Here is a 23575-nt window from a genome sequence, read left to right as displayed (position 1 = left end):
ATGGAGGCGACGTGGAGCACACATTCCCACCCGAAGGCGCGCAGTGGCCGCCGCAGGGCTGGGTCCCCCAACCGGCCCCGGCGCCGCCCGCCCGGAAGTCCCAGCGGTGGCTCCTGTTCGGCGGCATCGCCGGACTCGTGGTCGTGCTCGTCGCCGGATTGACGACCTGGCTGCTGTGGCCTTCGAAAGCGGGCCGCGAACCCTTCGAACAGGCGCTCTCGGGACTCGCTTCGGCGCCCGCGGTCCGCAACAACACCTCCGCCGTCGGCGGGATGATCAAGACCGACGTCAAGACGACGGCGTTCGGCGAGACGTCCGGCACGATCTCCTTCCAGGGCCGGAACATCGAGATCCTCGTCGTCGGCGGCAAGGTCTACTTCAAGGCGCCCGACGGCATGCTGCCCGGCTCGCAAGCGGACTCGTCGGCCGCCGAAGACCTCAAGGATCGCTGGATCACCGGCGAAGAAGCGCTGTTCGGCCCGGTGCTGCAGCAGTTCGAAGCGCCGGAGAAACTCGCCGCCCGGTTGCGCGAGGCGCTGGAGCGGGCAGGCGAGATCGACGGCGACCAGAACGAGTCGGTCCGGGACGTCCCGGCGATCAAGGCGAGCACGCCCGCTGGAGACCTCTACGTCTCGAAGGAAGCACCACATCGTTTGCTCCGGTACACGGTGAAGGTGCCGGGAGGGATGCCGTCCGTCCCGAAGCTGCCGACGATGCCAGGACCGGAATCGCGACCTCAGCTCCCCTCGGGCGCAGGCATGGGCGAGTCCGATGTGGACGCTCTGTCGCCGCAGGAGACCGACGCCGTCTACGAAGATCTGGTGTCGAACACCAAGAAGCTCTCCGGCGCGGTCGACACCGGCGTGCGGTTCGACATGGACGGCGCGGCCACGGTCGCCTGTAGCACCTCGGGGTGCACGGTGACCGCCAACGTGTCGAACTCCGCGTCGGCGAACAGCGGCGGGAAGGTCACCGGCCAGGTCAACGCCACCATGACCGCGAACGTGACCATCGAGGGCCGCGGTGCCGGGAGTTGCCGGAACACGGCGACCTTGCCGCTGAACGGATCCGGTTCGATCAGTTGTGTCAACGGCGGCGCCGGCGGTGTCTTCGCCTCCGTCGAAGCGGAGAAGAAGGCGGACGCCGAGGCGCGGTCGCGGGCCTCCGGTGGAGTGCCGGTGCAGTATCAGATCCAGAGCATCGCGGCGGTTTCCGTGCTGGCCGAAGCGATCGGCGAGGTCGAGATCACCCGGCTCGTCGACGAACTGGCGGAGCGGCGGTCCAAGGTCGGCGGCAAGTAGCCCCTCGACCGGAAAACGAGACAGCGCCGGGCGAACGGCTTCGATGCCGCGCGCCCGGCGCTTTCGCGTCCCGTTGTTTTCGGGTCAGTCAGTGCCGAATTCGATGGCGGCGTGGTCGAGCAGTTCGTCGTCGCCCGAAGCCTTGCCGCGCGAGGCGATCGCCTGTGCGCCGCCCGCGTCCATCGCCCCGATCAGCCCGGTCGACGCCGCCTGCGCGGCGCCGATCAGCGTCGGGTGCGTACCCCCGACCATGCCGAGCTCGGCGTACTGCTCGAGCTTGGCGCGTGAGTCGGCGATGTCGAGGTTGCGCATGGTGAGCTGGCCGATCCGGTCCACCGGGCCGAACGCCGAGTCCTCGGTGCGCTCCATCGACAGCTTGTCCGGGTGGTAGCTGAAGAACGGGCCGGTGGTGTCGAGGATCGAGTAGTCCTCGCCGCGCCGCAGCCGCAGGGTGACCTCGCCGGTGACGGCCGCGCCGACCCAGCGCTGCAGTGACTCGCGCAGCATCATCGCCTGCGGGTCCAGCCAGCGGCCCTCGTACATGAGCCTGCCGAGCCGCCGTCCCTCGTTGTGGTAGCTGGCGAGGGTGTCCTCGTTGTGGATGGCGTTGACGAGCCGCTCGTACGCCGCGTGCAGCAGCGCCATCCCCGGCGCCTCGTAGATGCCGCGGCTCTTGGCCTCGATGATCCGGTTCTCGATCTGGTCGGACATGCCGAGACCGTGCCGCCCGCCGATGGCGTTGGCCTCCAGAACCAGGTCGACCGCGGTGGCGAACTCCTTGCCGTTGATGGTCACCGGGCGGCCCTGCTCGAAGCCGATCGTGACGTCCTCCGGCGCGATCTCGACCTCGGGGTCCCAGAACCGGACGCCCATGATCGGGTTCACGATCTCGATGCCGGTGTCGAGGTGCTCCAGCGACTTGGCCTCGTGGGTCGCGCCCCAGATGTTCGCGTCGGTGGAGTAGGCCTTCTCGGTGCTGTCCCGGTACGGCAGCCCGTGGGCCTGCAGCCACTCGGACATCTCCTTGCGGCCGCCGAGCTCGCTGACGAACGCGGCGTCCAGCCAGGGCTTGTAGATCCGCAGGGACGGGTTCGCGAGCAGGCCGTAGCGGTAGAACCGCTCGATGTCGTTGCCCTTGAAGGTGGAGCCGTCGCCCCAGATCTGGACGTCGTCCTCGAGCATCGCGCGCACCAGCAGGGTGCCGGTGACCGCGCGGCCGAGCGGGGTGGTGTTGAAGTAGGTGCGACCGCCGTTGCGGATGTGGAAGGCGCCGCAGGCCAGCGCCGCGAGCCCTTCCTCGACCAGCGCGGCCTTGCAGTCGACGGCACGCGCGATTTCGGCGCCGTAGGCCTTCGCCCGGCCGGGGACCGAGGCGATGTCGGGCTCGTCGTACTGGCCGATGTCAGCGGTGTAGGTGCACGGCACTGCACCCTTCTCGCGCATCCACGCGACCGCTACCGAGGTGTCGAGGCCGCCGGAGAAGGCGATCCCGACGCGTTCGCCGACAGGCAGAGAGGTGAGTACCTTGGACATGATGGAAGTATATGCATAGGTGTGTATGACCATGCAAGCCGGGGTGAGCAGGGCAACTCGAGTGGGTGGTGGCGGGCAGGACGACACGGCTGTCGTGGGTCGAGGCGCGGGCGCCGTACCCCTTCGATAAGGGCTTGGGAGGCTGGTCACCCTGAACGAGCCGGGAACGCGCACCGCAGGCCGGCCCGTGTCTGTTTCGTGACCTGTCCGCGGGCGCGCTCGCTTCGAATACTCCACGAGGTGTTCTGCGGATTCGCGTTTTTCCTTGTATTCCAAGAAAAACCAGTCCGCGACCGGGTCGGCCGCGAATACCTCACATGAAGACTTCGCGAGCGAGCCAGGATCGACGCCTCCCCCTGTTCGGGGCGGCGGCGCTCGGCGTCGTGGCCCTCGCCGCGGCACTGGCGGCCGGGCATCTGGTCGCCGGCTTCATCAACGCCAACGCCTCGCCGTACCTGGCGGTCGGCAACGGGGCGATCGACCTGACGCCGGTGGAGCTGAAGGATTTCGCGGTCCGCACGTTCGGCGTCTACGACAAACTCGTACTCCTCGGCAGTATGGCCGTGGTGATGGTGCTCGCCGCCGCGGCGGCGGGGGTCGCTTCGCGCCGGTCGCCCGTTCCGGGGCTCGTGCTGATCGCCGCGTTCGGTCTGCTGGGCGGGTTCGCCGTCTCTCAGCGGCCTGACCTCTCAACGGTCGCGCTGGTGGCGCCGCTGGCCAGCCTGGTCGCCGGGGTGGCCGTGTTCTTCTGGCTGCACCGCCTGGCCATGGCGAGGGTGCTCGCGGTGGAAGAGGCGCCGGAAGGCGGGGCCTCCCCGTCACGCCGGTCGGTGCTGCTGGCGGGGGCGGGTGCCGTCGTCGCCGCGGGTGCGGCGGGAGCCGGCGGACAGCTCCTCGCCGGAAGCCGTGACGCCGAGTCCTCGCGGGCGGCCGTCGGGCGGCTCGTGCCGGTCCGCGCGGCGCCGCCGATCCCGGCCGACGCGGATTTCGCCAAACTGGGCACGCCGACGTTCCTCACTCCGAACCGCGACTTCTATCGCGTGGACACGGCCCTGTCCGTACCGCAGGTCCGGACCGAGGACTGGAGTCTCCGCCTGCACGGCATGGTGGCCAACGAAACGCGGTACAGCTATTCCGACATCAGGGACCGGCCGCTGATCGAGCGCACGATCACCATGACTTGCGTGTCCAACGAAGTCGGCGGTACCTATGTGTCCACGGCGAACTTCATCGGCATCGATCTCGGGGATCTGTTGCGGGAGGCCGAAATCCTCCCCGGTGCCGAGCAGATCTTCTCCACCAGTGTCGACGGCTGGACCTCCGGCAGTCCGGTCGCCGCCGCGCTCGATCCGGAGCGGGGCGCGATGCTGGCGATCGGGATGAACGGGGAACCGCTGCCGGTCGAACACGGTTTCCCCGCCCGCCTGGTCATCCCCGGTCTCTACGGCTACGTATCGGCGACTAAATGGGTCAAAGATCTCGAGATCACGACCTGGAAAGCGCGCCGGGCGTACTGGCTCGACCGCGGCTGGGGCGAACAGGCCCCGATCAAAACACAGTCCAGGATCGACAGTCCGAAAGGATTCGAAACGGTATCCGCCGGCAAGGTCCGTATTTCGGGTGTCGCGTGGGCGCAGCACACCGGCATCGACCGCGTCGAAGTCCGTGTCGGCTCCGGAAACTGGCAGCCCGCAACGCTTTCCCGCGAGGTGGGCCGCAACACCTGGCGGATGTGGTGGACCGAATTCGACCTCCCGGCCGGCAGTCATCAGGCCGTCGTCAGGGCGATCGACAAATCCGGCTACACGCAGACCGACGCCCGCGCCGGAACGGTTCCGGACGGGGCGACGGGCTGGCACACCATCACTTTCACCACCCGGTGATCGGGGTCACTCGAAAGAGGGGCAATCCGATCCCGTGACAGATCCGAATACCCGGTAAGAACCCGAAAAAACAAATGGAGTGATTTTCCGTGAGCAAGCTTCGCGTCGCAGGAATCGGTTTCACCGCGGTCACCGCGCTGGCCCTGGCCGCCTGCAGCAGCAACGACAGCGCTTCGTCCGGCAGCTCCAGCAGTGCCCCCGCGCCCGCCCCGTCCTCTTCGATGTCGGCCCCGATGTCGAGTGCCGCTTCCGGTGACGGGGTCACCACCAACGCCGACGTGTTCGGCCCGGCCTGTTCGAAGCTGCCGCAGGGCAACGAGCCCGGTTCGCTGGACTCGATGGGCCCGCAGCCGGTCGCCAGCGCCGCCTCGACCAACCCGCTGCTGACCAAGCTGGTCGCCGCTGTCAAGGCCACCAACCTGGTCGACACCCTCAACAGCCAGCAGGCCATCACCGTGTTCGCGCCCGCCGACCCCGCCTTCGCCGCACTGGGTGACGCGAAGTTCGCCGAGCTCGCCGGCAAGCCGGACCAGCTGGCCCCGATCCTGCAGTACCACGTCGTCGGCAAGCGTTACGACGCCAAGGGCCTGGAGTCCACCAAGTCGGTGGACAGCCTGAACACCGCGGGCGGCCCGGTCAAGATCGAAGGCTCCGGCGAGAACATGACCGTCAACGGCGCCAAGGTGCTGTGCGGCAACATCCCCACCAAGAACGCCACCGTCTTCGTCATCGACAAGGTGCTCACCCCCGGCACCAACAAGAACTGACCTCCTCCCCACACTGATCGCGGTGGCCACGCCCTCGGGCGCGGCCACCGCGATCGTCGTGAGTCAGTACCTCAGTAAGTCAGGGAGTCAGCGCGGCGGCGTCCACATCGGTCACGACGAGCCGCAGGCTCGCGTTCTCCCACGGGGTTCCGGCCAGTACGGCCCGCAGGACGGCGCCCGCGGTCTCCGTCAGCGGCGGGATCGGCACGCTCAGTGCGACGACGCGGATCTCGACGACGTCCTCGGTGATGTCGACGGCCATCACGTCGATGTCCCACGGCAGATTCGCCGCGACGGCCGTTGTGGACGGCGTCGCCGCGCGCAGTCCCGGTATGTCGCGGAGCGCGCTGAGCAGCGACGCGGTCAGTTCGGCACGTGCGGTCACAACAGTCCTCCACGGATTTCGATGTCCAAAACAGTCACCGAGACGGCGGAGGGGGTGAGCCCCGTGGCCTCGGTGACGGCGCGGCTGACCGCGCGCTGTACCGCCTGCGCGGTCGCGGCGGTCTGGTCCAGCCCGGTGACCGAGAGATCGATCTCCACCCGCACGTCCGGCGGATCGTGTTCGACGAACGCGCGGACCCCTTCGGTCGGCGCCGGGTCGAGACCCTTGATCCGCTGCCGCGCGATCCGGGTCAGCGAACCGGCCAGCCCGCGCAGGCCGGGTTCCAGCCGGGCCACACCGGGGACCTTCGCCGCGGCGTGCGCGGCGACCGCCGCGATCACCGGCGGGGCGATCACCGTTTCCGCCAGCTGCCCGGCCGGGGCCGTCGGCTGCTCACGCGTCATAGATGTCCTCCACCACCAGATCCAGCCGGGTCAGCCGGATGCCGACGCGGGCGCCCGCGGCCGCGGTGACCCGTTCCCGGACGACGTCCAGCGAGTCGCCGTCGAAATCGTGCGCTATCGCGAGGCTCAATTCCACGTCCACGCCCGGCGCGTCCGAGGGGTCTTCCGCCGATCGCCGGACCCGGCAGTGCCGGGCACGGACGCCGTCGACGGTGTCCGCGGCGAACCGCAGCACGGCGGCGACGGCCTGGTCGCTCACCTGGACCTCGCCCGGTTCCGGGCTGGCCAGCGGCACCAGGTCGCGGCGCCGTACCTCGGCGCGGACCGCGGACATGATCCGGCCGACGAGATCGGGTGAAGGCTCGGTGTCGTCGTCGGCGAGTTCGTGGGTCAGCCCGCGCAGCACCCGGAGGCTTTCGCGGGTGGCCCGGCAATGCGGGCAGTCGAGTTCGTGCGCGTCCGCCCGTCCGGCGTCGACCTCGTCGAGCCGTTCCCAGACCTGTTCCACATCACGGCCGCACGGCAGAAGGTAGTCCTGAGTCGCGTGGTTCATCGCCATGGCGCCATCACCTCCGCCAACTGTGCTCGTGCTCGTGCGATGCGTCCGCGCACCGCGGTGGTGGTCGCCCCGATCGCCTTCGCGATCTCCTCGTAGGATCTGCCGTGGACCTCCCGCAACAGCCAGCAGGCCCGTTGCTCGGCGGTCAGCTGGTCCAGCGCCCCGGTCAAGGCCGCCATCTGCGCGCTCGTCTCCGCGGCGCGGTCCGGCCGCCCGGCGGAACCGGCGGACTCCTGCTGGTCGAGTTCGACGTCGGCCACCGGTTTCCTGGCGCGGATGACGTTCAGGCACCGGTTGGTCGTCATCCGGTAGAGCCAGCCGACGAACGCCGCGTTCTCCTGCAGCTGGTCGAGCCGTCTCCAAGCGACGAGGAACACCTCCTGGACGACGTCCTCGGCGTCGCCCTTGTTCCCCAGCATCCGCAGTGCCAGCCGGTACATGTTCCCCTGGAACCGCAGGACGAGCTGCTCGTACGCGCGGATCTCGCCGTCGCGGGCCCGCGCGACCAGCGTCACGTCGTCCAGCACCGTCTCACCGGCGGCGGGTGCGGTCACGTCCTCTTTCGCCGACGTCGTCATCCAGCACACCTGTGCAGTGCCGCCATGCCGAAGCTCCCTTCACGTCACCCACGTCCGGTGACACCCGTAAGACACGGCTTCCCCGGAAACGTCACGCGGGAAACCCGGATGTCCCGATGACCAGCCGAACACGGCGGAGGAGATCGCGCACCCGGAAGTCAGGTGACCGCCCGGCGGCGGAACGCCCACAGACCCACGGGGGTGAACACGAAGAGCGCGACGGTCAGCGCGGCTCCGCAGAGCCAGCCGGGCAAATGCGGGACCTGCGGGGTCAGCGCGCCACGCAGGCCCTCGCTGACGTAGGTCATCGGATTGACCGCGCCCAGCGGATCGCGATCACCGACGCCGGTCGCGCCGCGTTGCGCGCCCACATGCGCGACGGCAACCGCTGGCTGGCCCCGTGCCCTGGAGGAGACGCTGACCCCGGCCGAACGGGAGATCGTGCGGGTGGCGGCGGGGCTCCTCCTCCAGGTCGCCGAGCACGGCGACGAAGGCACCCCGGGCCTGGGAGCCGCGCCGCCGTTGTGAATCAGTCCTGCCTGGCGAGCGCGGGATAGTCGTCGAGGACGATGTCGGTGGCGAACTTGTCGGTCAGCCACAGCATCCCGCGCAGAACGGACCGGCGGCGGAACATCTGGTTGCGCAGGCTGATCCGCAGGTTCGTCGACGGCGCGAGGAACTGGCCGGCGGAGGCGCCGCGGGCGATCTTGGCGTAACCGTGGAGCTTCTCGTCGTAGCGGCGGAAGGCCACCTCGTGATTCCCGTCCGCCGCGGCGAGTTCACCCGCGAGGACGTATGCGCCCACGACGGCGAGGCCGGTGCCGAAGCCGCCCAAAGTGTTGCCGTAGGCCGAATCCCCGACGAGCGCGACCCGGCCGGAGGAGTAGCCGTCCATCGTGACCCGGCTGATCGAATCCAGGTAGACCTCGTCCGACCGCTTCACCGCCTCCATCAGTTCGGGCAGCCGCCAGCCGCCGCCGTCGAACGCGGCGAGGAGGATCTCCTTCTGCTGAGCCAGGTCGTAGCGGTCGTAGGTGAGTTCGGGGGAGGCGAACACGAAGAAGGCGGAAGCCTTGGGCCCGCCGGTGGCCGCCATGCGGCCGGGTTCGTTGTACATCAGGGAAATGCCGCCGGCGCCGCGGAAGTCGTCCTGCTCGCCGGTTTCGACCAAGGCGTAGTAGTGGCCGAGGTGCCGCACGTAATCGGCCTCGGGACCGAACGCCAGGCGCCGCACGGCCGAGTGGATGCCGTCCGCGCCGAAAACGAGATCGAACCGCCTCGGGGCGCCGCGTTCGAAGGTGACGTCGACCCCGTCCGCGGTCTCGGTGAGCGAGGTGACGGAGTCGCCGAAGACGTACTCGCAGTCCTGAGCCGTCCGTTCGTAAAGGAGCTCGGCCAGATCGCCGCGCCGGATCTCGACGTCGCCGCCGGTGAACTCGCCGGGCATGACCGCGAGCGGTCGTTCCCGGGCGTCGATGATGGTCTGGTCATGGCCGCCGGTCTGGCGACGGTAGACCTCGTCGAGGATCCCCATCCGTTCCAGCACGGTGCGGTGCGTGGCGCCCTTGAAGTCGACCGCCTGGCCGCCGGTGCGCAGCGCCGCCGACCGTTCGACGACGGTGACCGCGTAGCCCTGGCGGGAAAGCCAGAAGGCGAGTGACGGCCCGGCGATGCTGGCACCGGAGATGAGGACTGTCTTGTTCGTCATGACCGGGAGCTTCGCTGCCGTCGTTGACGAAGTGCTGACGAACCGCTGACCGTCGCCCGTCAGCCCCAGCCGGGCAGGGGAAGGGTGAGCTGCCCGGGGTCGTCCGGCGGTGCCGTCTCGTACCGGGGCGGTGTCGCCGACAGCCCGATCGGGTTGCGGGTCAGCCGCACCGACGTGCCGTCGGGCCGGGGGAGATCGACCGTCGGGTTCAGGCCGAGCCGCTCCGCGAGAGCGAACGCGCCCGCGACGTCGTTGACTTCCCCGGCGGGCACCCCGGCCGCGCTCAGTTCCGCCGCCCACTCGGCGGCCGTCCGGCGGCTCAGGTGCTCTTCGAGCAGCGTGCGGAGCTCGGCGCGATGTTCGACACGAGCCGGATTGGTCGCGAACCTGGCCTGCCCCGCCAGCCCCGGCAGGCCGATGACCTCGCACAGCGCGGCGAACTGGCGGTCGTTGCCGACGGCGAGGGCGATCTCGTGATCAGCGCAGGGGAGGAGTTCGTACGGCGCGATGCTCGGATGCCGGTTGCCCATCCGCGCCGGGACCGCGCCACCCGAGGTGTACGCGCTGCCCTGGTTGACCAGCGCGGCGAGCAGGCTGGACAACAGGTCGATCTCGACACGCTGTCCCTCGCCGGTCCGGTCGCGGTGGCGGAGGGCGGCGAGGATCCCGACACTCGCGAACAGCCCGGCCAGCACGTCGACCAGCGCCACGCCGACCTTCTGCGGTTCGCCGTCCGGGTCGCCGGTGATGCTCATCAGCCCGCCGACGGCCTGGATCAGCAGGTCGTACCCGGGCAGTGCGGCACCGCCGCCGGAACCGAACCCCGTGATGGAGCAATAGACCAGCCCGGGATTGGCGGCGCGGAGCGCGTCCGGTCCCAGCCCGAGCCGGTCCATCACGCCGGGCCGGAAGTTCTCGACCACGACGTCGGCCTCCAGCGCCAGCGCCCGGGCTTTGGCGAGGTCGTCCGGATCGCCGAGGTCCAGCGCCACACTCGTCTTGTTGCGGTTCACCGACTGGAAGTAGGTCGCCTGGCCCGCCGCGTCGTAGGGCGGCCCCCAGCTGCGGGTGTCGTCGCCGGTACCCGGCCGCTCGACCTTGACCACCTTCGCGCCGAAATCGGCGAGGAGCATGGTGGCGAACGGCCCGGCCAGCACCCGGGAGAAATCGAGGACGCGCAGCGGGCCTAGTGCGGTGTCGGGCATGGGCCGACCCTATGCGGCCGCGACGGCCGGTGGCGCGAATGGGCCTGACCTGACGTCGTAAAAAGCGCGTATGTTTAAATCAAGGTCTATTTAAGGGGCCCCACGTGGACCAACTCACTCTCGGCGTAATTTCCCGCTCGCGCAAAGAAAACGAGCGACGAATTCCCATCCATCCGCGCCATCTCGAACGGATCGACCCCGCGCTGCGGCGAAATATCCACCTCGAAAACGGGTATGGAGAGCGATTCGGCATCTCGGACGAGGAGTTGACGCCGCTCGTCGCCGGCCTGTGGTCCCGTGAACGACTGATCGCTGAATGTGACGTCATCCTGCTTGCCAAACCACTCGCGGAGGATCTGGCCGACCTGCGGGCCGGGCAGATCCTGTGGGGCTGGCCGCATTGCGTCCAGGACGACAAGCTCACGCAGCTGGCCATCGACAAGAAGCTGACGTTGATCGCCTTCGAAGCGATGAACCACTGGCGGAGCGACGGTTCTTTCGGGCTGCACGTTTTCCACAAGAACAACGAGCTGGCCGGTTATTGCTCGGTACTGCACGCACTCCAGCTGATCGGCTCGACCGGTGATTACGGCCGCCGTCTCCGTGCCGTCGTGATCGGCTTCGGGGCGACGGCGCGTGGCTCGGTGACGGCCTTGAACGCGCACGGGATCCACGACGTGCACGTGCTCACCCACCGAGGTGTCACCGCGGTCGGTTCGCCGATCCATTCGGCGAACATCGTGCATCTCGACCACGATCTGAAGGGCCCGGCCGATCTTCGCCGCAGTCACGCGATCACGGAAGAGGGCCGGGTGCCGCTGGCGGAGTTCCTCGCCGGGCACGACATCGTCGTCAACTGTGTCCTGCAGGACCCGAAGGCGCCCTTGACGTTCCTCAACGAGGAGGACCTCGCGGCGTTCAAACCCGGCAGCCTGATCGTCGACGTTTCCTGCGACGAGGCCATGGGGTTCAGCTGGGCGAAGCCGACGACGTTCATGGAGCCCACCTTCGAGGTCGGCGGCACCACCTACTACGCCGTCGACCACAGCCCGTCCTACCTCTGGGATTCGGCCTCGTGGGAGATCAGCGGCGCCCTGCTGCCGCATCTGGAGAAGGTGCTCGACGGCCCGTCCGCCTGGGCCGCCGATCCGACGCTGGACCGGGCCGTGGAGATCAGCGAGGGCACGATCCGCAACACCGACATCCTGGCGTTCCAGGATCGGGTGCCGGAGTATCCGCACGCCCGGCGGTGAACTCGCCGGATGAGAAAGTTCTCATCCGGCCCTCATCGACGGCTCACCCGCACCGGGCACGCTGAACCTCATGCGATCCCGAATTCTCCTGCTGGCCGGCGCCGCCACCGTCGTGGTAGCGGCCGCCGGCACGTTCGCCGTGGTCGCGGCCACCGCCGCCTCGCCGCCCGAGCTCGGACCGGCGGTCGTCGCCCCCGCGGGACAGGCCGTCAACGGCCCCGTCGAGGGCGGGGCCCCGCCGGCGGTGGTGCCGCCCCGGCTGGCCGGGCACGACGACGACCCCGATGATGACCCGGATGACGTGGACGATCATTCCGACTTCGACCTCGACGACTGAGCGGGGTCGCCGTCGATGAGCGCCCGCGCCCGGATCCTCGCGTGGGTCCTGCTGGTCGTGCTGCTGGCGCTCGCCGGATCGCTGCTGGCGACCCGCACGGTGCTGCACAACCAGCTCGACCAGCGGCTCGACAACGAGATCGCGCACGAGGCAGGCAAGCTCCGCGTCTTCCTGGCTTCCCCGGACGCCCGCCCGGCGGGCGGGACGGTGACCGTCGAGGCGGTCCTCGGCCGTCACCTCGAACGGAACCTGCCGGAGAAGTACGAGACCTTCTTCTCGATCATCGACGGCACCGCGTCGAGGCGGAGCGCCATCGAGCCCCCGGTCCGGCTCGACACCGACCCGAAATTCGTCGCCGAGCTGGCACGAGCCACCACTCCCGCGTACGGCACCGTCACCACCGCCGTCGGCTCCGCCCGCTACGGCGTGGTCCCGGTGACCATCGAAGGCTCACCCGGACGCGGTGCCTTCGTGATCGTCGAGTTCGTCGACCACGCGGCGGGCGAGATCAACGACGTCATCGGCGTCATGGCCGCGATGTCCGGCGCCGCGCTCGTACTGGCCGGGCTGATCGGCTGGCTGGTCGCCGGCCGCATCCTCGCCCCGGTCCGCGAAGTGCGCCTGGCGGCCGAACAGATCGGCGAAACGGATCTGTCGCGCCGCATCGAGGTCCGCGGCTCCGACGACGTCGCCGCGCTCGGCCGCACCTTCAACACCATGCTGGACCGGCTCGAAAGCGCCTTCGCCGGGCAGCGCGACTTCATCGACGACGCCGGGCACGAACTGCGCACGCCGATCACCATCGTCCGCGGTCACCTCGAACTGATGGGTGACGATCCCGGGGAGAACGCGGCCACCCGGCATCTGGTCCTCGACGAACTCGGCCGGATGCAACGGATCGTGGACGATCTGCTGGTGCTCGCGAAATCCGGCAGCCCCGATTTCGTCGCGTTCGGCGACGTCGACCTCGCCGACCTCACCGTCGAGACACTCGCCAAATCCCGGCCGCTGGCCGAACGCGCCTGGCGGCTCGACGCGGTCGCGGAGGTGGCCGTCCGCGCGGACGGCCAGCGGCTCACGCAGGCCTTGCTGCAACTGGTCTCCAACGCCGTCCGGCACACCGAGCCCGGCCAGGAGATCGCGCTCGGCTCGGAGGTCACCGCGGCGACCGCGCGGCTCTGGGTCCGCGACACCGGGGAAGGCGTCCCCGCCGATTCGCGGAGCCGGATCTTCGAACGCTTCAAACGCGGCAGCAATTCGAGCGGCGACGACGGCGCCGGACTCGGTCTGCCCATCGTCGCCGCGATCGCCGAGGCGCACGGCGGTCGCGTCCTGCTCGACACCGTGCCCGGAGAAGGCGCGCGGTTCAGCATCGAAATCCCCGTCTCCGTCGAAGCAGGTGAAAACCGGTGACCAGTGTGCTGGTGGTGGAGGATTCCGCCCGGATCGGCGCGTTCGTCGAGAAAGGCCTGCGAGCGCAGGGATTCGCGACCCGCTGGGCCCGGACCGGTTCGGAAGGGCTGACCGAGGCGCTGACCGGCGCGCATGATCTCGTCGTCCTCGACCTCGGGTTGCCGGACCTCGACGGTTCGGATCTGCTGCGGGCGCTACGGGCGGCGGGCCGGACAGTGCCGGTGATCATCCTGACCGCGCGCGACAGCGTCGTCGACCGGGTCGCCGGGCTCTCCGGCGGCGCGGACGACTACCTGGCCAAACCGTTCGCCTTCGAGGAACTCCTCGCCCGGATCCGGTTGCGGCTGCGCGGGAACCCGGAGACCGAAGCGGCGGTGCTGCGCGCCGGAGACCTCACGCTCGACCTCCGCACCCGGAAGGTTTCGGTGGCGGGAGCGGAAAAAGACCTCACCGCGCGTGAGTTCGCATTGCTGGAGACGTTGCTGCGCAATCGTGGGCAGGTGCTGTCGCGTGAACAGTTGCTCGGTGGTGTCTGGGGCTTCGACTTCGATCCCGGATCGAACGTCGTGGACGTCTACATTCGCTACCTGCGCGGGAAGATCGGCGCCGAGCGGATCGAAACCGTCCGGGGGATGGGGTACCGGCTCGGCGAGTCCTGACTCCCGAGTCCTGATGAGACGGTTCTCATCCGGCTCTCACGGTGCTCTCTTTTCGAGGCGGCACAGTGGTTTCCATGACCACGACACTGCTTCATCTCGCCGTCGACCTCGTCGTCGCCGTGATCCTCGCCTACGGTATCTACGCCCGTCGTCACCACCGCGGTGACCTCGCCTGCGCCTACCTCGCGTTGAACGTCGGCGTGTGTGTTTCGGTCGCCGTGCTGCTGTCCGTGTCGACCGCGAGCGCGCTCGGCCTCGGCCTGTTCGGCGTGCTGTCGATCATCCGGCTGCGGTCCGACTCGATCACCCAGCAGGAGGTCGCGTACTACTTCGTGGCGCTGGTGCTGGGGCTGGTGAACGGGCTGCCGTCCGCGGACTGGCGGATCGTCGCCGTCTTCAACGTTCTGTTGCTCGCCGTCATGTACGTCGCGGATCACCCGTCCCGTACCCGCGGGCCGCAGTGGCGGACGGTCGTGCTCGACACCGTGTACCCCGACGAGCAGACCATGCTGATGGAGCTGCGGGCCCGGCTGGGCGGAACCGTGGTGCGGCACACCGTGTCCGAAGTGGACTATGTCCGCGAGGTCACCGTCGTCGACGTCCGGTTCCGGCCGGACGCCGCGCCGGTCGTCCACGGCGCCCCGGTGGGTACCCGATGAGCGCGCGGGGAACGGCCACCGTCGCCGCGGTGGCCAACGGCCTTCCGCCGCTGTCGCTCACCGAGGTCGTCGCCACGAGCGGGCTGATGAGCCGGACGGACCGCAAGTACGTGGTGCGGCTCAACGATTTCCTCGCCGTCGCCCAGGCCATCGGCCCGTCGTTGCACTGCCTGGAGATCGACGGGCGACGGGTGTCCGGCTACTCGTCGACCTACTTCGACACCCCGGATCTGGCGATCTACCGCGCGCACCGGCAGGACCGGCGGCGCCGGTTCAAGATCCGCACCCGCACCTACACCGACTCGGCCGACACCTACTGCGAGCTCAAGGTCAGCGGCCGCCGGGACGAGACGGTGAAAGTACGCCGCCCGTATCCGGCGGAGTCGGCGCACGGCCTGACGGCGCCCGCGCTGACATTCCTCGACGACGCCCTCAGCGCCGCCTACGGCCGCCCCGCGCCCCGGCCGCTGCACCCGGCGCTGATCACGGACTACCGGCGGACCACCCTCGTCACCGCCGACCGCCGTACGCGGATCACCTGCGACACGTCGCTGGTCTGGCGCTCCGGGCCGCGAAGCCTCGCCGCCGGGAGCGACCTCGTCCTGCTGGAGGTGAAGTCGGCGACCGAGCGCAACAGTGTCACCGAGGCGCTCGCGAAACTGCGGATCCGGGAGCAGTCGGTGAGCAAATACTGCGCGGGCCTGGTGGCGCTGGGGCTGGCGACCGGCGGTAACCGGTGGCGTCCGGCGCTGCGGCGGCTCGGCGTGGTCTGACGCTCGCGGCCGCCGGTGGACGGTGACTGTCCACAAAAGGAGCGAGTGATCCCGCTAGCGGGGCCGCGGCGACGGCCGGTCGCGCAATTCCTCGGCGAAGATCGCGTCGATCCGCGAACCGGCTCGCCGCAGTACCCGCACGCTCGCCCTCAGTAACAACGCGGCGCCGAGGACGGCCACGACACCGAGCCCGATGGCGACGGAGTTCGCCACGAGCGCCTCCCTGTACCGATGGGCGAGATACCCCAGGCCCATCCCGATGGTCAGCGTGTCCCCGAGCGCGAGCCACCAGATCCGAAGCACTCGTGGTGCGGCTGGAAAGGCAGGCATGGATCTCACCATCCCCGCCCGCACTCGGCGTTGGTCCTTGCAACCTAGACGAGTGAACGCGCCAACGCGGGTGAAACCAGCTGATTGGTCTAGGGCGCGGCCTGGACGATCGCGGCTGGTGAGCGCTGTGATAACTTGGAGCGAACTGGGACTTCTGTGCGTTAGCAAACCCGCTGGCGGGCCGGTGACGGCTCTCGTGGAGGACCCGGGACACCGTTGGGGCCGGTAGCTCAGTTGGTTAGAGCAGGGGACTCATAATCCCTTGGCCGTCGGTTCGAGCCCGACCCGGCCCACCACCTGGGGTTCCCCAGGAATACAGTCCCTTGCAGTGGTTGTTGGCCAAGGGATTCGGCGCGTAGCCTCATCAGAACGAAGGCCACAGACGTCCCGAATAAGGCTCCCCGGTGTGCCGATAGCAGGAAAACTGCTCTGCGGAGCCGGTCGCTGCGCGCCTGAGTGACTCGTCGCGCATGCTTCTGACGGTGTTGGATCGAAGGCATGGCCGCACTTCCAATCCGTGATCGTTTTGGCAACGCCTTGGCCGGCTTTTGTTTCGTCACGGAAGAGGAGCCGGCTCGTCTGGTCAGGCGGATGGCCGCGTCGGCCTCGTTGGTCGTCGTCTCCCACGCGGACGCTGTCCTGATGATGTTCGACAGCTGGCGGAAGCAGTGGGAGCTTCCCGGGGGAACGCGGGAGCCAGGTGAAACCCCGCGCCAGGCCGCCGTGCGGGAGTTGCGCGAGGAGACTGGCATCCCAGTGTTGGATCTGGCCTTCGCCGCGGTCGCCGAGTTCGATCTCACGAAGCCGATGCGCAGGGAACTCCTTGCGGTTTATCGGGTTCGGCTCAAGGCCGTGCCGCAGCTGACGGTGAACGACGAGGCGCTGGACTTCTGCTGGTGGCCGCCATCGCAACCGGTGAGTAAGGACATGAGCCCGCTGGACGCGGAAATCGCCAGGCGCGTGGTCGGCTCGTCGACCACCTGAACGCCAGGCAGTACTCCGCGTAGCCGGTGCTTGGGAAAACGATCTGACGGCAGACGGTGGAGACGTACGGGGTCCGGCAGCAGCTCTTCGGCGATCAGCATGCCGTCCCCTTCTGCGGGCGTTCCCCGGTGACGAGGAACTTCGTCGAGAGGTCGTGGACGCACGGGTTGTCCAGGTACAGGTAGGCCAGGTGGCCGCCCTGGTCGGCGGTGACCAGCCGGGCGCGGTCGCCGAAGGCCTGCCGCAGCTGCCTGGCCCCGGACAGCGGGGTCGCCGGGTCGCGGAGGTTGTGCACGATGAGCACGTTGGACGGGCCGCGGTCGCTGATCTTCACCGGCGGCTCGACCGGCTCCGACGGCCAGAACGCGCACGGCGTGATGTTGGCCGCGGCGGCGCCGAACATCGGATGCCGGATCCGGTCGATGGCGACGTTGCGCTGGTAGGTCCCGACCGACTCCGGCCAGTCCGAGTCGTTGCAGATCACGTGCAGCTGGCTGGCGAGGTAGTTGTCCGAGGGCACCTGAGCGGCAGGCGCCGCGGTCCCGGTGGGCACCGGCACCGGCTTGCCGGTGTCCAGCGCGTGCCAGGCCTCGGCCAGCGACGGGAATTCCGCGTCGAAGTAGAACTTGGCGAAGGTGACCTGGCGGAACACCTGGCCGTTGACGCCTTGCGGGCTCGGCTTCGCATCGAGGCGCGCGGCGAGGTCGAAGTACTTCGCGGTCACCTTCGCCGGGGTGTCGCCGAGGCCGTACTCGGGCCGCGCGGCGGCGAACTCCGCGAAGTCCGGGAACCGGTCCTCGAAGCCTTCGCCGAACTTCCGGCTGAACGAAGCGTCCCAGCCGCCGGGACCGGTCGCGCTGTCGAGCAGGAACCGGTCACTGCGGTGCGGGAACAGCGTGGTGTAGACCGAACCGAGGTAGGTGCCGTAGGACCGGCCGAAATAGGACACTGTGGACTCACCCAGCGCCTCACGGACGCGGTCCAGGTCGCGGGCGGTGTTCGCCGTGGTGAGGTGCGGCAGCAGCGGTGCCGTCGCCGACTTCCCGCACTGCTCGGCGACGAGCTTCGCCTGCTCGGCCTGCGCGCCGACGTCGGCCGGGTTCCGCGCGTGCAGGGGAATGTTCGTGAACCATTGCTCCGGCTTCAGATCGCAGGTCACCGGCGTGCTGTGGGCGACCCCGCGCGGGTCGATGCCGATCACGTCGTAGCTGTCCAGCACCTCCTGCGGCAGCTCCAGGGCGTCACGCAGGGCGGCCGGGTAGGCCAGGCCTTCCCCGCCCGGCCCGCCGGTGTTGGTCAGCAGCACACCGCGGCGCTTCGCCGGGTTCGGGCTGGCCAGCCGGGAGATCGCGATCTCGATCTGTGGCCCGTCCGGGTTCCGGTAGTCCAGCGGCACTTCGAGCGTCGAGCACTCGAGACCGGCCCCGGTGATGCCTTCGGGGCACGGGCCCCAGTCCACTGTGTCCACTGCCGCCACCGCGGGGAGCGAAGACGCCGTCAGCGTCAGCACGGCGGCGAAAACGACCGGGATGAACTTGCGCATGCCATTTCCTCCTCGTGGGGTGTTCGTCACCGGCGTGGTTCCCAGCGGAACATCCGGGAGGCCAGCGCGACGGCGACCACGACCCAGCTCAGCGTGGGCGCCAGCAGGATCAGCGAATCCGTCACGGCCGCGCCGCCGTTCCAGGCGTTGATGGCCAGTTCGGTCGCCGAGCCGCCGGGGAGCAGCCGCTTGAGCAGGGTGAGGTCCTCGGTGCCCGTGATCCCGACCCAGCCGGCCACCGCGATCACCCCGAGGCTGACCGGCAACGTGGTCACCTGGGCGTGCTCGGGCGAGTTCGTCAGGCCCGCGGTGGCCAGGCCGAGCCCGATCATCATCGCCACCGTCGCGAGCACCGCCGCCACCAGCAGGAGGACGTTGTCCGGCGCACCGGCGACCACGGCCAGCACGGTCATGATCACCGCCACCTGGACCAGCGCGATGACGGTCAGCGGCAGCAACAGTCCGGAAAGGATGGTCGCGTCAGCCGCCGCCGTGGACCGCAGCCGCTTGAGGAACAGGTTCTGCCGTCGTGAAGCCAGCGTGGTCACCGCGGTGGTGTAGAGGCCGAAGGCGCCCACGGTGAACATCACCACCGCCGCGATGTAGCCGAGGCTGGCCACCGAGGCGAAGAGCTCGTGCCGGTAGATGAAGAACGCGCTGACCGCGGCGGGCATGATGAAACCGGTGACCAGCACCAGCCGGTTGCGCAGGATCTGGATCAGCTCGCTCATGGCGATCGAAAGCATGGCGGGTTTCCTTGTCCGGTAGGGGTTTCAGGCGTTGCCGATGGCGCGGAAGACGTCGTCGAGCCGCGTCGGCCCGGCCTGGAGGTCGCGTAGTTCCACCGCGTGGTCCTGGGCCCAGCCGAGCAGGGTGTACAGGTCCTTCTGCAGGCCGAAGGTCTCGATGACGAACTTGCCGTCACCCCCGCGGGTGGCCCCCAGCGGTAGCGCCGGCGCGGGGGCCGGCAGCGAGAAGGCGATCACGGACGGCAGGGTCCGCGTCAGCTCGGAGACCGTGCCTTCCTGGTGGAAGGTGCCCTGGTGCATCAGCCCGATCCGATCGGCGTGCTGCTGCGCCTCTTCCAGATAGTGCGTGGTGAGCACGATGGTGGAACCGTCCTCGCGCAACCGGTCCACCGCGGTCCAGAGGTCGTCGCGGGACTGGATGTCCAGGCCGGTGGTCGGCTCGTCCAGGAAGATCAGCTCCGGCGCACCGTAGACGGCGGTGGCGAAGTCCAGCCGCCGCTTCTCCCCGCCCGAAAGCTGGGACACCTTCGTGCCCGCCTTGCGGGTGAGGTCGACGATGCCGAGCACGCGCTCGGGCCGGTCCACGCGCTGGGCGAGCTTCCCGATCAGCCGCACCGATTCCAGCACCGTCAGATCCGGCGAGAAACCGCTCTCCTGCAGCATGATCCCCATGCGCGGCCGCACCGCGCGGCGGTCGCGAGGGCTTTGCCCGAACACGCGCACGGTGCCCGAGGTAGCGGTGCGGTGGCCTTCGACGGTCTCCAGGGTCGAGGTCTTGCCCGCCCCGTTCGTGCCGAGCAGAGCGTAGAACTCCCCGGCCCGTACCTGGAAGGAAAGGTCCTTCACGGCGTGGAAATCGCCGTACTTGAGGTTGAGGCGGTCAACTTCGATGACTGGTGTGGACATGCCCTGATTCCACCCGTCGCCGCACGTTCCGGGCAGTGCGCTCACGTCACGTCCTCGCCATGACATTCCTTGGGGTGAACATGTGACGCGGCGTCACTGGTGCCGCGGCGGGCGCGGAAGAATACTGGGCGACATGCATCCCCGACCACAGCGTGCGGACCGGTGACGGCGCACACCCCGGAAACCCAGCGACGGCTGCGACGGCTGAACCTCGTCACGATCTCCCCGGTGCTCGTGACCGTCGGGGCACTGATCATGGTGGTGGACGCGCGGTCCTGGTTGGACGCCTTCGTGCTGGCCCTCGGCGTGGTGTCCGCGCTGCTGGCGTTCGAACGGTGGACGGCGAACGACATCTTCCGCGTCGCGATCCCCTGTCTGCTCGTGAGCGCGGGGGTATGGGTCTACGGGGCTTTCGTGGCCGGCGCCGGAACGGCGTTCTTCGGCCTCTCCATCGTGGGCTCGCACGTCGTGCCCCAGCTCGCCCGCCTCCGTGGCCTGGCCGCGGCCTGCTTGGTCGCCTTCGTCGCCGTGGTGGGCGCGACGAGGCTGCTGCTGTTCCACGACGCCCTACCCGAAGGGCTGATCAGCTGGCTCATCGTGCCCGCCGGGATCACCGCGATGGTGACCGGGGTCATGTTCCCCAACAAGAGGTTCTACGGCGTGGTGAAGGATCTGGAGGAGGCCAGGGATCGCGAAGCCGAACTGGCCGTGGTCCGGGAGCGCATGCGGTTCGCCAGCGACCTGCACGACATCCAGGGCCACACGCTGCACGTGGTGAAGCTGAAGATCGCGCTGGCCCAGAAGCTGGTGCGCACGGACGCCGGGCGAGCCGAGGAGGAGCTGCGCGAGATCCACGCGCTGGTCGCCGACACCATCGCCCAGACCAAGGAACTCGCCCACGCGCAACGGCGGCTCAACCTGTCCGCGGAGCTGGAGAACGCGAAGAACCTCTTCGAGGCCGCGGGCATCGACGTGCGCGTCGACCGCGAAGCCGAGGTCGACGCCCAGGCGAGCGAACTGCTCGGCCAGGTCCTGCGCGAGACGACCACGAACATCCTGCGGCACGCACAGGCCGGGCAGGTGCGGATCACGCTGTCGAAGTCCGGCATCACCATCCTCAACGACGGCGCGCCTGACGCCCCGCTGCCCGAGCTCAGCGGGCTCTCCACGCTACGCGAACGGGTGGCCGGTGACGGCGGGGAGCTGACCGTGGCGCAGAAGGACGGCACTTTCCTCACCGCCGCGGCGTTCCCGCACCTTCGACCGCAGGAGGCCCGATGACCACCGTGGTACTCGCCGACGACGAAGCCCTGCTACGCAAGGCACTCGCGTCGTTGCTGCCGCTCGAAGGGGAGATCACCGTGCTCGCCGAGGCGGAGGACGGTGAGACGGCCGTGGAAGCGACCCTGCGGCACCAGCCCGATGTACTCGTCATCGACCTGGACATGCCTGGCGTGGACGGACTCGGTGCGGTCGCGCGGATCCGCCACACGCGGCCGGACCAGGTGATCCTCATGCTGACGCGCCACGCCAAACCCGGCGTGCTGCGCAAGGCGCTGAAGCTGGGCGTGCAGGGTTTCGTCAGCAAGTCGGCGGAACCCGCGCACATCACCTCGGTCATCCGGACCCTGCACGAGGGCAAGCGCTGGATCGACCCGGACGTCTCGGCCCTCGCCGTCGTCGACGACTGCCCACTGACCGAACGCGAACTCGACGTGCTGCGCGTGACCGGCGACGGGTACTCGGTGGCCGACATCGCCAAGCAGCTGCACCTCGCCGAAGGCACCGTGCGCAACTACCTCTCGAACGCGATGCAGAAGACCCAGACCCGCACCCGCCACGAAGCCGCCCGCTACGCCCGCGAACACGACTGGCTGTAGGCGGGGTTCAACCCGGGCAGAGGTCTACGCTGTGACCTGCGGCCACCGCATGATCGTTTGTCTTCACGCACCGATGAGCAACGGTGGCCGCGCCCTTTTCCACAACGCGTCAGGGGCGCGCAGATCCGCCTGCCGTCCTGAGCCAGGAGGACATGTGCGGCGTGGCGAGGTCTGGTGGGTGGAGTTCGACGAGCGGCGGCTGGTCGTACTGCTGGCGGCAGACGACGCCTCCAGGATCCGGGCGATGCAAGTCGTCACTCCTGCGGGCGTCGACATCAGCGGTCTGGGTGTCGAAGTGCAAGTCGGCGCCCTGGAAGGACTGCCCTTCGAAGGCGTGCTGCGGTGGGCGTTCCCACGCCCGGGCTTTACCCCCTGCACGTGGCTGACCACCTTGTCCCGGGACGACCTGATCGAGCGAGTGGCCGTCCTGTCCTCCGCGAAGCTCAGCGAGATCGAGGACGCCCTCCGTCTCGGTGAGCTCGGATAGACGGAGAGGCGCCACGCCCTCGTACTGGTCAGTCCATTGTGGACATGGCTCGGCTCAGAAGTGCTCGAGTTCCAGCAGGTTGTTCTTCCAGATCCCGTCCGCCCGCGTGCGGAGGAACTTGGGGCCGAAGGTCGGCTTGATGATCTCCACCGCCACCCGGTGGATCCCCTCGTCGACGTAGGCTTTCCCGTCGTCGTCCTCGATCCACGCCACGATCGCCGAGACCAGGCTCTCGCCGGTTTCGCCGCTGCCTGGGTTGATCCAGCGCAGTTTCGTGATGTTCTCGTGGAATTTCCCACCTTCGAGCCGCGATGCGATGATCTTGATGGCCATGGCGCTACCTCTTCGGCTGGGTGCCCTCGCAGTGAACAGGGGTAATGCTGTACTCGCCGCCCGTCCGCGCCCTGTTACGCCATCCGGGCGCCGGTGCTTCGAACGTTACGAGTTCGAGCGCGGGCCGTCCGTTCTGCGTCAGATGACGCAGACCGCGCCCGTTCCGGCGTGTCAAAGTCCTCCCGCCGGTAGGGAACACCCGACCGGAGGAAAGGGGAAACAGACATGTGCGCTGCCCACAAGACATCGGCCGGGCTCCTGGGTGCGGCGGGAATCGTGATGCTCCTCGCCGCTTGCGCGCCGGACCCGGCACCGCAGGCCGCGCCGGCGCCCCCGCCGGTGACGTCTTCGTCCGCCGTCGCGGATCAGGCCGCGGCGGTGACCTGGATGAACGGATTCTGCGGCACGGTCAAGGATTTCGTCGACGGTAACAACAAGATGCCGTCGGCGGGCGGGGAAACCATCGAGGCCATCAAGAAGAGCACGAGCGCCCAGCTCGGGCATTACGCGACCATTCTGGCCAAGACGGTCGACGGCCTCACCGCCCTTCCCGCCGCGCCGGTTCCGGCCGGAGAGACGGCGAAGCAGGACTTCCTCGCGAAGTACACCGCGGCCCGCGACAAGACCGTGAAGGCGAAGGCGGACCTGGACGCGTCGAAAAAGGACGACACCGCGGCGCAAGGCCGTGCGGTCGAGGGGCTCATGGCCGCCCAGAAGGACACGCACGGCGCACTCGACCCGGTCGCGGCCATCCTGGGGGCCCCGGAATTGAAGACGGCCGCGGCGACGGCCGAACGCTGCCGCCCCTGACTCGTGAGTGGCGAGTGACGTTAGAACGAACCCTCTCTCAGGTACCTACTCGTGGCCTGCGGGCTTGCTCGCGTGAAGTACATGATGGCCTCCTTGCTTGCGCCTGGCGCAGTGATGGGGGCCTTCATGTACTGGG

27 protein-coding genes and 1 tRNA gene are annotated in these 23575 nt (G+C 69.0%); 15 read left to right on the top strand and 13 right to left on the bottom strand.

The features are described 5' to 3' along the window. Positions 1-11: 11 nt before the first annotated feature. The gene (locus tag ACZ7KI_RS38070; RefSeq protein WP_470277861.1) at positions 12-1301 is read left to right on the top strand and encodes an SON protein; all 1290 of its coding nucleotides are present in this window, start codon (positions 12-14) and stop codon (positions 1299-1301) included. An 84-nt stretch (positions 1302-1385) separates the two neighbouring features. On the opposite strand, the gene argG is transcribed toward ACZ7KI_RS38070, so the two are convergent. Next, on the bottom strand, positions 1386-2834 hold the full coding sequence (argG, locus tag ACZ7KI_RS38065) for an argininosuccinate synthase (protein ID WP_470277860.1): 1449 nt from the start codon (positions 2832-2834) through the stop codon (positions 1386-1388). A 317-nt stretch (positions 2835-3151) separates the two neighbouring features. On the opposite strand from argG, the gene ACZ7KI_RS38060 reads away from it, so the two are divergent. Together ACZ7KI_RS38060 and ACZ7KI_RS38055 are read left to right on the top strand one after the other, a co-directional pair. Beyond that, positions 3152-4717: a molybdopterin-dependent oxidoreductase gene (locus ACZ7KI_RS38060; protein WP_470277859.1), complete on the top strand. Its 1566-nt coding sequence runs from the start codon at positions 3152-3154 to the stop codon at positions 4715-4717. A gap of 89 nt (positions 4718-4806) precedes the next feature. Beyond that, entirely contained in the window at positions 4807-5484 is a 678-nt protein-coding gene (locus ACZ7KI_RS38055; protein WP_470277858.1) for a fasciclin domain-containing protein, read from the top strand. A gap of 79 nt (positions 5485-5563) precedes the next feature. On the opposite strand, the gene ACZ7KI_RS38050 is transcribed toward ACZ7KI_RS38055, so the two are convergent. The 7 genes from ACZ7KI_RS38050 to ACZ7KI_RS38020 all read right to left on the bottom strand — a co-directional run bounded on the left by ACZ7KI_RS38050 (position 5564) and on the right by ACZ7KI_RS38020 (position 10323). Next, a complete protein-coding gene (locus ACZ7KI_RS38050; RefSeq protein ID WP_470277857.1) occupies positions 5564-5869 on the bottom strand; it encodes a hypothetical protein in 306 nt (101 codons plus the stop codon). Continuing rightward, on the bottom strand, positions 5866-6273 hold the full coding sequence (locus ACZ7KI_RS38045; protein WP_470277856.1) for an Asp23/Gls24 family envelope stress response protein: 408 nt from the start codon (positions 6271-6273) through the stop codon (positions 5866-5868). Before ACZ7KI_RS38045 ends, ACZ7KI_RS38050 begins: the two co-directional genes overlap by 4 nt. Beyond that, complete coding sequence (locus tag ACZ7KI_RS38040; protein WP_470277855.1) at positions 6263-6832, bottom strand: anti-sigma factor; 570 nt, start codon at positions 6830-6832, stop codon at positions 6263-6265. Before ACZ7KI_RS38040 ends, ACZ7KI_RS38045 begins: the two co-directional genes overlap by 11 nt. After that, complete coding sequence (locus ACZ7KI_RS38035) at positions 6823-7410, bottom strand: RNA polymerase sigma factor (RefSeq protein WP_470277854.1); 588 nt, start codon at positions 7408-7410, stop codon at positions 6823-6825. Before ACZ7KI_RS38035 ends, ACZ7KI_RS38040 begins: the two co-directional genes overlap by 10 nt. A gap of 158 nt (positions 7411-7568) precedes the next feature. After that, a complete protein-coding gene (locus tag ACZ7KI_RS38030) occupies positions 7569-7781 on the bottom strand; it encodes a hypothetical protein (protein ID WP_470277853.1) in 213 nt (70 codons plus the stop codon). Between the two features lie 158 nt (positions 7782-7939). Beyond that, complete coding sequence (locus ACZ7KI_RS38025) at positions 7940-9118, bottom strand: FAD-dependent monooxygenase (protein WP_470277852.1); 1179 nt, start codon at positions 9116-9118, stop codon at positions 7940-7942. 59 nt (positions 9119-9177) lie between these two features. After that, complete coding sequence (locus tag ACZ7KI_RS38020) at positions 9178-10323, bottom strand: CaiB/BaiF CoA transferase family protein (protein WP_470277851.1); 1146 nt, start codon at positions 10321-10323, stop codon at positions 9178-9180. 104 nt (positions 10324-10427) lie between these two features. Between ACZ7KI_RS38020 and ACZ7KI_RS38015 the strand changes: the two genes are divergently transcribed. From ACZ7KI_RS38015 to ACZ7KI_RS37990, 6 genes are all read left to right on the top strand, one after another. After that, positions 10428-11576 (top strand): N(5)-(carboxyethyl)ornithine synthase, encoded by a 1149-nt coding sequence (locus ACZ7KI_RS38015; protein ID WP_470277850.1) that lies wholly within the window; start codon positions 10428-10430, stop codon positions 11574-11576. Positions 11577-11646: 70 nt separating this feature from the next. Continuing rightward, the gene (locus tag ACZ7KI_RS38010) at positions 11647-11913 is read left to right on the top strand and encodes a hypothetical protein (protein ID WP_470277849.1); all 267 of its coding nucleotides are present in this window, start codon (positions 11647-11649) and stop codon (positions 11911-11913) included. A gap of 15 nt (positions 11914-11928) precedes the next feature. After that, positions 11929-13326 (top strand): sensor histidine kinase, encoded by a 1398-nt coding sequence (locus ACZ7KI_RS38005; RefSeq protein ID WP_470277848.1) that lies wholly within the window; start codon positions 11929-11931, stop codon positions 13324-13326. Beyond that, positions 13323-13985 (top strand): response regulator transcription factor, encoded by a 663-nt coding sequence (locus ACZ7KI_RS38000; RefSeq protein ID WP_470277847.1) that lies wholly within the window; start codon positions 13323-13325, stop codon positions 13983-13985. Before ACZ7KI_RS38005 ends, ACZ7KI_RS38000 begins: the two co-directional genes overlap by 4 nt. 74 nt (positions 13986-14059) lie before the next feature. Next, positions 14060-14644: a DUF4956 domain-containing protein gene (locus tag ACZ7KI_RS37995; RefSeq protein WP_470277846.1), complete on the top strand. Its 585-nt coding sequence runs from the start codon at positions 14060-14062 to the stop codon at positions 14642-14644. Continuing rightward, positions 14641-15417 (top strand): polyphosphate polymerase domain-containing protein, encoded by a 777-nt coding sequence (locus ACZ7KI_RS37990; RefSeq protein ID WP_470277845.1) that lies wholly within the window; start codon positions 14641-14643, stop codon positions 15415-15417. Before ACZ7KI_RS37995 ends, ACZ7KI_RS37990 begins: the two co-directional genes overlap by 4 nt. A 54-nt stretch (positions 15418-15471) precedes the next feature. On the opposite strand, the gene ACZ7KI_RS37985 is transcribed toward ACZ7KI_RS37990, so the two are convergent. Further along, on the bottom strand, positions 15472-15747 hold the full coding sequence (locus ACZ7KI_RS37985; RefSeq protein ID WP_470277844.1) for a hypothetical protein: 276 nt from the start codon (positions 15745-15747) through the stop codon (positions 15472-15474). Positions 15748-15966: 219 nt separating this feature from the next. On the opposite strand from ACZ7KI_RS37985, the gene ACZ7KI_RS37980 reads away from it, so the two are divergent. After that, positions 15967-16043, top strand: a tRNA-Ile gene (locus ACZ7KI_RS37980). Positions 16044-16245: 202 nt separating this feature from the next. Next, positions 16246-16731: an NUDIX hydrolase gene (locus tag ACZ7KI_RS37975; protein ID WP_470277843.1), complete on the top strand. Its 486-nt coding sequence runs from the start codon at positions 16246-16248 to the stop codon at positions 16729-16731. Positions 16732-16825: 94 nt separating this feature from the next. Here the strand turns inward: ACZ7KI_RS37975 and ACZ7KI_RS37970 are convergent, their stop codons facing one another. Genes ACZ7KI_RS37970 through ACZ7KI_RS37960 form a run of 3 tightly spaced genes read right to left on the bottom strand, consistent with a single transcriptional unit; the run spans position 16826 to position 19929 of the window. After that, positions 16826-18274 (bottom strand): alpha/beta hydrolase, encoded by a 1449-nt coding sequence (locus tag ACZ7KI_RS37970; RefSeq protein WP_470277842.1) that lies wholly within the window; start codon positions 18272-18274, stop codon positions 16826-16828. A gap of 26 nt (positions 18275-18300) precedes the next feature. Beyond that, on the bottom strand, positions 18301-19020 hold the full coding sequence (locus ACZ7KI_RS37965) for an ABC transporter permease (protein WP_470277841.1): 720 nt from the start codon (positions 19018-19020) through the stop codon (positions 18301-18303). Positions 19021-19047: 27 nt separating this feature from the next. Further along, positions 19048-19929 (bottom strand): ABC transporter ATP-binding protein, encoded by an 882-nt coding sequence (locus ACZ7KI_RS37960; protein ID WP_470277840.1) that lies wholly within the window; start codon positions 19927-19929, stop codon positions 19048-19050. 162 nt (positions 19930-20091) lie between these two features. On the opposite strand from ACZ7KI_RS37960, the gene ACZ7KI_RS37955 reads away from it, so the two are divergent. The 3 genes from ACZ7KI_RS37955 (at position 20092) to ACZ7KI_RS37945 (ending at position 22296) form a co-directional block, all read left to right on the top strand. Beyond that, positions 20092-21210, top strand: coding sequence for a sensor histidine kinase (locus ACZ7KI_RS37955; protein WP_470277839.1), 1119 nt, complete (start codon positions 20092-20094; stop codon positions 21208-21210). Beyond that, the gene (locus ACZ7KI_RS37950) at positions 21207-21809 is read left to right on the top strand and encodes a response regulator (RefSeq protein WP_470277838.1); all 603 of its coding nucleotides are present in this window, start codon (positions 21207-21209) and stop codon (positions 21807-21809) included. Before ACZ7KI_RS37955 ends, ACZ7KI_RS37950 begins: the two co-directional genes overlap by 4 nt. 154 nt (positions 21810-21963) lie before the next feature. After that, positions 21964-22296: a type II toxin-antitoxin system PemK/MazF family toxin gene (locus tag ACZ7KI_RS37945; RefSeq protein WP_470277837.1), complete on the top strand. Its 333-nt coding sequence runs from the start codon at positions 21964-21966 to the stop codon at positions 22294-22296. 54 nt (positions 22297-22350) lie between these two features. Here the strand turns inward: ACZ7KI_RS37945 and ACZ7KI_RS37940 are convergent, their stop codons facing one another. Then, positions 22351-22629: a DUF3892 domain-containing protein gene (locus ACZ7KI_RS37940; RefSeq protein WP_465506660.1), complete on the bottom strand. Its 279-nt coding sequence runs from the start codon at positions 22627-22629 to the stop codon at positions 22351-22353. A 225-nt stretch (positions 22630-22854) separates the two neighbouring features. Here ACZ7KI_RS37940 and ACZ7KI_RS37935 point away from each other — a divergent pair, with 225 nt between their 5' ends. Then, positions 22855-23439, top strand: a complete 585-nt coding sequence (locus tag ACZ7KI_RS37935) for a hypothetical protein (protein ID WP_470277836.1) — start codon at positions 22855-22857, stop codon at positions 23437-23439. The last annotated feature ends 136 nt before the right edge of the window (positions 23440-23575 follow it).

This window comes from Amycolatopsis sp. NPDC039088, from assembly GCF_055598845.1.
The sequence above is the reverse complement of the archived record's forward strand: the minus strand, read 5'-3'. Positions and strand labels throughout refer to the sequence as shown.

Coding starts and splice junctions, on each gene's coding strand:
- ACZ7KI_RS37995 (WP_470277846.1), top strand. CDS start 14,060: ATGACCACGACACTGCTTCATCTCGCCGTCGACCTCGTCGTCGCCGTG.
- ACZ7KI_RS37960 (WP_470277840.1), bottom strand. CDS start 19,929: ATGTCCACACCAGTCATCGAAGTTGACCGCCTCAACCTCAAGTACGGC.
- ACZ7KI_RS38060 (WP_470277859.1), top strand. CDS start 3,152: ATGAAGACTTCGCGAGCGAGCCAGGATCGACGCCTCCCCCTGTTCGGG.
- ACZ7KI_RS38040 (WP_470277855.1), bottom strand. CDS start 6,832: ATGGCGATGAACCACGCGACTCAGGACTACCTTCTGCCGTGCGGCCGT.
- ACZ7KI_RS37935 (WP_470277836.1), top strand. CDS start 22,855: ATGTGCGCTGCCCACAAGACATCGGCCGGGCTCCTGGGTGCGGCGGGA.
- ACZ7KI_RS38020 (WP_470277851.1), bottom strand. CDS start 10,323: ATGCCCGACACCGCACTAGGCCCGCTGCGCGTCCTCGATTTCTCCCGG.
- ACZ7KI_RS37965 (WP_470277841.1), bottom strand. CDS start 19,020: ATGCTTTCGATCGCCATGAGCGAGCTGATCCAGATCCTGCGCAACCGG.
- ACZ7KI_RS37985 (WP_470277844.1), bottom strand. CDS start 15,747: ATGCCTGCCTTTCCAGCCGCACCACGAGTGCTTCGGATCTGGTGGCTC.
- ACZ7KI_RS37990 (WP_470277845.1), top strand. CDS start 14,641: ATGAGCGCGCGGGGAACGGCCACCGTCGCCGCGGTGGCCAACGGCCTT.
- argG (WP_470277860.1), bottom strand. CDS start 2,834: ATGTCCAAGGTACTCACCTCTCTGCCTGTCGGCGAACGCGTCGGGATC.
- ACZ7KI_RS37940 (WP_465506660.1), bottom strand. CDS start 22,629: ATGGCCATCAAGATCATCGCATCGCGGCTCGAAGGTGGGAAATTCCAC.
- ACZ7KI_RS37970 (WP_470277842.1), bottom strand. CDS start 18,274: ATGCGCAAGTTCATCCCGGTCGTTTTCGCCGCCGTGCTGACGCTGACG.
- ACZ7KI_RS38035 (WP_470277854.1), bottom strand. CDS start 7,410: ATGACGACGTCGGCGAAAGAGGACGTGACCGCACCCGCCGCCGGTGAG.
- ACZ7KI_RS38010 (WP_470277849.1), top strand. CDS start 11,647: ATGCGATCCCGAATTCTCCTGCTGGCCGGCGCCGCCACCGTCGTGGTA.
- ACZ7KI_RS38005 (WP_470277848.1), top strand. CDS start 11,929: ATGAGCGCCCGCGCCCGGATCCTCGCGTGGGTCCTGCTGGTCGTGCTG.
- ACZ7KI_RS37975 (WP_470277843.1), top strand. CDS start 16,246: ATGGCCGCACTTCCAATCCGTGATCGTTTTGGCAACGCCTTGGCCGGC.
- ACZ7KI_RS37950 (WP_470277838.1), top strand. CDS start 21,207: ATGACCACCGTGGTACTCGCCGACGACGAAGCCCTGCTACGCAAGGCA.
- ACZ7KI_RS38025 (WP_470277852.1), bottom strand. CDS start 9,118: ATGACGAACAAGACAGTCCTCATCTCCGGTGCCAGCATCGCCGGGCCG.
- ACZ7KI_RS38045 (WP_470277856.1), bottom strand. CDS start 6,273: ATGACGCGTGAGCAGCCGACGGCCCCGGCCGGGCAGCTGGCGGAAACG.